Consider the following 6,962-nt stretch of genomic DNA (forward strand, 5'->3'; position numbering starts at 1 on the left):
GAAGCCCTCGCCCAGGCTCGGGTACGCGACCACGGTCGCCCCGGACAGCAGCCCGGCCAGGTCGCCCAGCGGCAGGTAGCCGGTGCGGATCAGGCGCAGCCCGGCCGGCACCGCCGCCACGGCCGCGTCGACGGCGGTGTCCCAACCGGCCCCGCCGGCGAGCACGAGCGCCGGCGCCGGGCCGTCCCCCGCGCCCGCGCACGCCCGCACCCAGCCCTCGACCAGCGCGGGCACGTTCTTGCGCGGCTCCAGCGTGCCGAGGAACGCCACGTACGGCTCGTCCGCGCCGAGGCCGACGGCGGCGCGGACGCGCGCGCGCTCGGCGGCGGCCACGGGGTGGAAGATCTCGGTGTCGACGCCGTGGTACGCGACGGTGAACCGGCTCGAGGACCCGCCCGCGTGGCGCACGACCTCGTCCCGGGTGGCCCGGGACGGCACCACGAGCCCTGCCGCCCGGCGCACGGCGAGCCGGGTGGCGGTGCGGAAGAACCGCGCCTTCACCGGCGAGTGCAGCTGCGGGTGGCTGAAGAACGAGGCGTCGGGCAGCGTGACGACCAGCGGCACCGGGGTAGCGACCGGGAAGGTGTAGTGCGGGCTGTGCTGCAGGTCGGCCCCGCGCCGGGCCAGCAGCGGCAGGGCGGTCTGCTCCCAGGCGAGACGGGCCGGCCGGCGCTCGACGAGCGCGTGCACGGGGACCACGTCGGCCCCCGGTACGAGCGCGGCGGTCTGGTCGGCGTCCCGCGCCTGGCACACCACGCGCAGGTCCACCCCCTCCGCCTCGAGCGCGGGGAGCAGCGCGTCGACGTACCGGCCGACACCTCCGCGGTCCGCAGGGATGGCCGTCGCGTCGAACAGAACTCGCACCGCGCCATCGTAGGTGCGGGCCCGCCGGGCCCGATGCGCGACACTGGGCGCATGGACACCTCCCTGCCGGGCACCGCCCCGTGACGGCGGCCACGCCGCAGGAGCTCGCGCCCGCGCGCACCGACGTCCGCACCGCACCGGAGGCCCGGCTGGGCCGGTGGCACGGCCGGCAGCTGGACCCGCGGCGCAACGGGCTCAACGTGGTCCGACTCGGCCTCGCGGTCCTGGTGCTGCACGCGCACGCCTACTACATCTCGGGGCGCGGCGTCGGCCCGCACGTCGACGGCGAGAACCTCGGCGGCTGGGCCGTGTTCGGGTTCTTCGCGGTCAGCGGCTACCTCATCACCGGTTCACGCTGGCGCAACCCGCTCTCGACGTACCTGGTGCACCGGGTGGCGCGCATCTTCCCCGCGTTCGTCGTGTGCCTGCTGGTGATGGTCGCCGTCGTGGGCCCGATCGGGTACGTCTGGCTGCACGGCACCCTCTCGGGCTACCTGACCACGAGCACCACGCCCGCGAACTTCGTCTGGAGCAACCTGTTCCTGCGCGTGAACGCCTACGACATCGCGGGCACGCCGGCCGACGTGCCGTACCCCGGCGCGTGGAACGGCTCGCTGTGGAGCCTGTACTACGAGTTCCTCTGCTACCTGGTCGTCGGGCTGCTCGCCCTGGTCGGCTTCATGCGCCGCTCCGTCTGGGGCCTGGTGGGGGCGTTCGTGCTGTCGGTGGCCGCCCACGCGGGCTGGCCGCACGGTGTCGCGACCCTGCTCGGCGGCAACGTCGACGCCCAGCTGCTCGCGAAGCTGCTGCCGCTGTTCCTCGGCGGCGCGCTCGTGGAGCGGCTGCGGCACCGCCTCCCGATGCACTGGGCCGCCGCAGCCGGCAGCGTCGCGGTCGTCGCGGGAGCGGTGTGGCTGCTCGACGGGTGGGGAGCGCAGCTGACCGCGCCGTTCCTCGCGTACGCGCTGATCTGGGTCGGGTCGGCGCTGCCGATCCCCGACCTGCTGCGTCGCCACGACGTGTCGTACGGCATCTACATCTACGCGTTCCCGGTCCAGCAGCTGCTCGTGCTGACCGGCGCGCACGAGCTGCCGCTCCTGGCGTACGACGTCGTCGCCCTCGTGGTCACCGTGCCGCTGGCCGTCGCGAGCTGGCTGGTCGTCGAGCGGCCGGCGATGCGGTGGGCCCGGCGGTCCACCGCCGCCCGGCCGGCCTGAGACGACGACGGGGCGGACCCTCCGGTCCGCCCCGTCGTCCCGCGCCGGTCAGGCGCCCTGCTGCTCGTCCACCCACCGCGCGAGGCGGTCGACGCCGTCCGCGAGGGACACCCGCGGGGCCCAGCCCAGCACCTCGCGTGCGCGGGTCACGTCGGCCCACGCGTGCCGCACGTCGCCCTGCCGGTACTGCCCCGTGACGTGCGGGTCCGGCGCGCCGTAGAACCGCGCGATCAGCCGGGCCGCGTCGGCGATCGTCTGGTGCTCCCCGGAGCCGATGTCGATCGGGTCGCTGCCCGGGTCGGTGGCGGTCGCCGCCGCGAGCAGCGCCCGCGCGACGTCGTCGACCAGCACGAAGTCGCGCCGCACGGCGCCGTCCTCGTAGAGCGGGATGGACGCGCCCTCGCGTGCCAGCCGGCAGAAGAGCGCCATGATCCCGGTGTAGGAGTTGGTCAGCGACTGGCCCGGGCCGTAGACGTTCTGCAGCCGCAGGACGACCGCCTCGACGCCCTCGGAGTTCGCCCACGAGGTGATGATGTGCTCCTGGGCGAGCTTGGTCGCGCCGTAGACGCTCACCGGCGCCGGGCGGGTCGTGGCGGCGGCCATCGCCACCGGCTCCGCGCCGGGGAAGTCCCACTCGTGCCGCTCCAGGATCTCCGCGGTGCGCTGCCCCGGCAGGAACAGCGTGCCGTCGGCGCGGCGCCAGGCGCCCTCGCCGTAGACCGCGCGGCTGCTCGACAGCACGATGCGGCGCGGCCGGACGCCGGCGCGGCGCAGGCCGTCCAGCATCTGCGTGGTGCCGACCACGTTGGCCTCGGCGTGCCGGGTGGACTCGGTGAGCGACTGGCCGGTGCCCGTCTCGGCCGCGAGGTGGATCACGACGTCAGGCCGCACGTCGGCCAGCCGCGCGTCCCACGCGGCCGGGTCGGTGACGCCGCCCACGACGAGCTCGAGGCCCTCGGCGAGCTCGGCGGGCCGCTCCGGGCGGGCGTGCACCTGCGGGTGCAGGTTGTCGAGCGCGACGGCCCGCCCGAACGTCCGCACGAGGTCCGCGGACATGGTCGTGCCGATGAACCCCGCCCCGCCGGTGACGAGGACGGTCTCCTCCTGGGGCGTGCGGGCGGGCGTGGGCGCGTTCACTGCGGGTCCTCTCGTCGGGTGCCGGCGGGTCGTCCGCCGCGGGTGGGGGTCGGGGCGGCGGTCACGGCCGCATCGGGCCGAACGCGTGCCGGAGCATGGTGCCCACCGCGCCGGACCGGGCCGCCCGCGGGAGCAGGGTCAGCGCGTGCAGCCGCGAGGTGACCGCGAGCCGGGCGGCGCGCGCGGCGCGGGGCCAGCCTTGGGCGTCGCAGCTCGCGGCCACGTGCGCGAAGTAGGCGCGCTCGCCGCTGAACCGACGGCCGTCGATCAGCGACGCCGACGAGGCGCTGTGGCTGTGCCGGCGGTACCGGAAGCACACCCGGGGCTCGAGGACGAGCTGCTCGCCGTCGAGCACCATGTCCATGACCAGGGCGAGATCCTGGATCAGCGGCAGGTCGTCGAGGAAGGGCGTGCGCACCAGCACGTCGCGCCGGAACACGAGCGACGGCCAGTACAGCCAGTCGCCGTGCATCAGGTTCGCGGCGAGCGGCTCGCCCGACAGGACCCGGGCGGCGCTCGCGCGGGGGCGCACCACGTCCTGCTTCACGCGGTCGGCCAGCGGGCGCACCACCCGCCCGTGCTCGTCGATCACCTCGACGCCGGGCTGGATGATCGCGGCACCCGGGAACCGGGCCCGAGCCGCGAGCACCACGTCCACGAAGTCGGGCAGCAGCACGTCGTCGCAGCCCAGGATGACCACGGACTCCTGCGTCGCCATCGACACGCAGGTGCGGTAGTTCGCGGTGATGCCCTCGTTCCGCTCCTTGCGCACGTACGTGATGCGCGGGTCGTCCATCGACGCGAACCACGCCGGGACGCTCTCGTCCGGGTACGCGTCGTCCACCACCGTGAGCAGCCAGTCGCCGTTGCGCTGGGCCAGCACGCTCGCCACCGTCTCGCGGAGCAGGGCCGGGTCGCCCCAGAACGGGACGAAGATGTCGAGCGGCATGCAGGAGGACCTTCCGGATCGAGCGGGTGACATGGGCCAGACTAGGGGCGCCGCGCGTCGCGGCTCACCCCGACCCGGAGGCAGAACCCCTGTGAACGTCCCGTCCCGCACCCTCCCCCGCGTCGTGCTGTCCATGCTGACGCTGGTCCCCGGGGGGATGGGCGGGACCGAGACGTACGCCCGGGAGCTCGGCCGGGAGCTGGCCCGGTCCGGCCGGGTGTCGGCGTCGGTGCTGCTGCCCGCGCAGGCGGCCGGGTTCGTGCCCGACCTGCCCGAGGTGCTCGCCCCCGAGATCGTCCCGGCCCCTTCGACGACGGCGCGGCTGCGGACCGTCGCGATCTCGGTGCTGCGCCGCGGCCGGCTGCTCGGCCGCGCGCCGCGGGGTGCTGTCCTGCACTACCCGTTCACGGCGACCGTCCCGCTGCCGCGTCGCGGCGACCGCGTCGTCCAGTCGCTGCACGACGTGCAGCACCTCGACATGCCGCACCTGTTCTCCCGCGCGGAGCTCTGGTACCGGCGCCTGTACTACGACCGGGCGGCGCGCCGGGCCGACCGGATCATCACCATCAGCGAGTTCTCGAAGCAGCGCATCGTGCACCACCTGGGGGTCCCCCCGGAGCGGATCACCGTCGCGCACCTGGCCGTCGACACGTCCGCGTTCACCCCGCAGCTCGGCCCGCGCGGGAACTTCCTGCTGTACCCGGCGCGCGGGTGGGCGCACAAGAACCACGAGCGCCTCCTGGAGGCCGTCAGCCTGCTCCGTGAGGACGACCCGGACCTGCGGCTCGTGCTCACCGGCGGCGGCCTCGAGGGCCTCGGGGAGCTGCCCGACTGGGTGGACGCCCGCGGGAACGTGCCGCGCGCCGAGCTCCTGGAGCTGTACCGCACGGCGGCCTGCCTGGTGTTCCCGAGCCTGTACGAGGGCTTCGGGATGCCGCCGCTCGAGGCGATGGCCTCCGGCTGCCCCGTCGCGTCCTCCTCCGCGGGCTCGCTCGCCGAGGTGTGCGGGGACGCCGCCTCGCTCTTCGACCCGACCGACCCCCGGGCGATCGCCGACGGCGTGCGCGCGGCTCTCGCCGACGCCGAGGGGCTGCAGCGGCGCGGGCCCGAGCGCGCCCGGCTGTTCACCTGGGCGGCGTGCGCGAGCGCGCACGAGGACGCCTACCTGGCCGCCGCGCGGGGCCGGGCGTGACCGCCGACGCCGGGGCCGCCGGGCCGGCGACCGGGCAGGCGGCCCGGATCGGTGGCGTCGGCCTCGCGTCGCTGGTGGCCGCGGCGGCGGGGTACCTCGTGCTGCTCGTCGCCGCGCGGGTGCTGACCCCCGCCCAGAACGCCGACTTCCTCGCGTTCTGGGGCCTGCTGTTCTTCTGCTTCGGCGTGCTGGGCGGGCTGCAGAACGAGACGACGCGCGCCGTGCACGTCGCCCTCGCCGCACCCGGGCAGGCGCCGCGCGGCCCCCGCGCGCTGCGCGCGGGGCTCCTGGTCGGCTCCGCGCTCGCCCTCGCCCTCCTGGTCACGGCGCCGCTGTGGGGCCGGGCCGTGCTCGGCCCCCGCCCCTGGCCGCTGGTCGGCGTCGTCGCCGTCTCCGTGCTCGCGTTCGCCGGGCACGCCGCGGTGGGCGGCTCTCTCGCGGGCGGCGGCGCGTGGTCCACCTACGCGCGTCTGGTCGGCTCCGAGTCCGTCGTGCGGCTGGTCCTGACCGGCGTCGCGGCGGCCGTGGGCCTCGGGACCACCGGGATGGCGGCCGGCGCAGGCTTCGCCGCCGCGACGTGGCTCGGCTTCTCCGCCGCCCCGGCGGTGCGCGCCGCGCGGAGCAGTCGGGTGGGCGTCTCCGGACGGCAGTTCGCCGGTACCGCCGTGCAGGCGATGGCCGGCACCGCTGCCAGCGCCGCCCTCGTCGTCGGCTTCCCGGTGCTGCTGCGGGTGACCACCCCGGCCGACGCCTACGCGCTCGCCGCCCCGCTGCTGATGGCCGTCCAGCTCACCCGGGCGCCGCTGCTCATCCCGCTCAACGCCTACCAGGGCGTGGCCATCACGCACTTCCTGGCGCACCGGGACCGCGGGGCGCGCCCCCTGCTGCAGGTGGCCGCCGTGGTGCTGGCGGGCGGCGCGGTCGGTGCGGGCGCGGCGGCAGTCGTCGGTCCCTGGCTGATGGCCGCCGTGCTCGGCCCGGACTACCGCGTACCCGGCTCCGTCCTCGCCGGGCTCACGGCGAGCGCCTGCGCGCTCGCCCTGCTCACGCTGACCGGCGCCGCGGTGCTCGCGCTCGGCCGGCACCGGGCGTACGCCGCGGGCTGGCTCGTGGCGACCGCGGTCTCCGCCGTCCTCCTGCTCATGCCCTGGTCGCTCGAGGCCCGGGCGGTGGTCAGCCTCGCGGCCGGCCCCCTCGTGGGCGTGCTGGTGCACGCCGTGGCGGTGCGCCGCGCCACGGTCGGGCACCGCTAGGATGGCGCGCATGCTTTCCGCCAGCAGCGCGCGGATGCTCGTCATCGTGCCGGCCTGGAACGAGCAGGAGACCGTGGCCAGCGTCGTGTCCGAGCTCCGCTCCGCCGTCCCGGGCGCCGACGTGCTCGTGGTCGACGACGGCTCCGCCGACCGCACCGCCGCGGAGGCGGACCGAGCGGGCGCCCTGGTGCTCGAGCTGCCGATCAACCTCGGTGTGGGCGGCGCGATGCGAGCCGCCTACACCTACGCGATGCGGCACGGGTACGACCTGGCGGTCCAGGTCGACGCCGACGGCCAAGTCGGATCGTAGCCATGGCGTTCTGTGGGGCAAGGAGGTGGAGTGGCGCATT

General features: G+C 76.0%; 7 protein-coding genes. 4 read left to right on the top strand and 3 right to left on the bottom strand.

Annotated elements, in window-relative coordinates; all coding sequences use genetic code 11:
- A partial coding sequence (locus tag KVT14_RS19520) for a glycosyltransferase family 1 protein (RefSeq protein WP_217617184.1) occupies nt 1-864 on the bottom strand: 864 nt, incomplete at its 3' end.
- A gap of 80 nt (nt 865-944) precedes the next feature.
- Here KVT14_RS19520 and KVT14_RS19525 point away from each other — a divergent pair.
- On the top strand, nt 945-2,081 hold the full coding sequence (locus KVT14_RS19525) for an acyltransferase (RefSeq protein WP_217617185.1): 1,137 nt from the start codon (nt 945-947) through the stop codon (nt 2,079-2,081).
- A gap of 48 nt (nt 2,082-2,129) precedes the next feature.
- On the opposite strand, the gene KVT14_RS19530 is transcribed toward KVT14_RS19525, so the two are convergent.
- Nucleotides 2,130-3,218 carry an NAD-dependent epimerase/dehydratase family protein gene (locus KVT14_RS19530; RefSeq protein ID WP_308161180.1) on the bottom strand — a complete coding sequence of 363 codons (1,089 nt, stop codon included), beginning with the start codon at nt 3,216-3,218 and terminating at the stop codon, nt 2,130-2,132.
- Between the two features lie 61 nt (nt 3,219-3,279).
- A complete protein-coding gene (locus KVT14_RS19535; RefSeq protein ID WP_217617186.1) occupies nt 3,280-4,167 on the bottom strand; it encodes a glycosyltransferase in 888 nt (295 codons plus the stop codon).
- Nucleotides 4,168-4,258: 91 nt separating this feature from the next.
- On the opposite strand from KVT14_RS19535, the gene KVT14_RS19540 reads away from it, so the two are divergent.
- From KVT14_RS19540 to KVT14_RS19550, 3 genes are read left to right on the top strand one after another with little or no spacing between them, the layout of a single operon-like run.
- Nucleotides 4,259-5,359: a glycosyltransferase family 1 protein gene (locus KVT14_RS19540; RefSeq protein ID WP_217617187.1), complete on the top strand. Its 1,101-nt coding sequence runs from the start codon at nt 4,259-4,261 to the stop codon at nt 5,357-5,359.
- A complete protein-coding gene (locus tag KVT14_RS19545; RefSeq protein WP_217617188.1) occupies nt 5,356-6,612 on the top strand; it encodes a hypothetical protein in 1,257 nt (418 codons plus the stop codon). Before KVT14_RS19540 ends, KVT14_RS19545 begins: the two co-directional genes overlap by 4 nt.
- Before the next feature lie 10 nt (nt 6,613-6,622).
- The gene (locus KVT14_RS19550; RefSeq protein ID WP_254631352.1) at nt 6,623-6,922 is read left to right on the top strand and encodes a glycosyltransferase family 2 protein; all 300 of its coding nucleotides are present in this window, start codon (nt 6,623-6,625) and stop codon (nt 6,920-6,922) included.
- Nucleotides 6,923-6,962: the final 40 nt, after the last annotated feature.

Origin of the sequence: Cellulomonas sp. GbtcB1 (assembly GCF_019091725.1) — a bacterium.
In the GTDB taxonomy this organism is placed as follows: Bacteria; Actinomycetota; Actinomycetes; order Actinomycetales; family Cellulomonadaceae; genus Cellulomonas.

Coding starts and splice junctions, on each gene's coding strand:
- KVT14_RS19535 (WP_217617186.1), bottom strand. CDS start 4,167: ATGCCGCTCGACATCTTCGTCCCGTTCTGGGGCGACCCGGCCCTGCTC.
- KVT14_RS19550 (WP_254631352.1), top strand. CDS start 6,623: ATGCTTTCCGCCAGCAGCGCGCGGATGCTCGTCATCGTGCCGGCCTGG.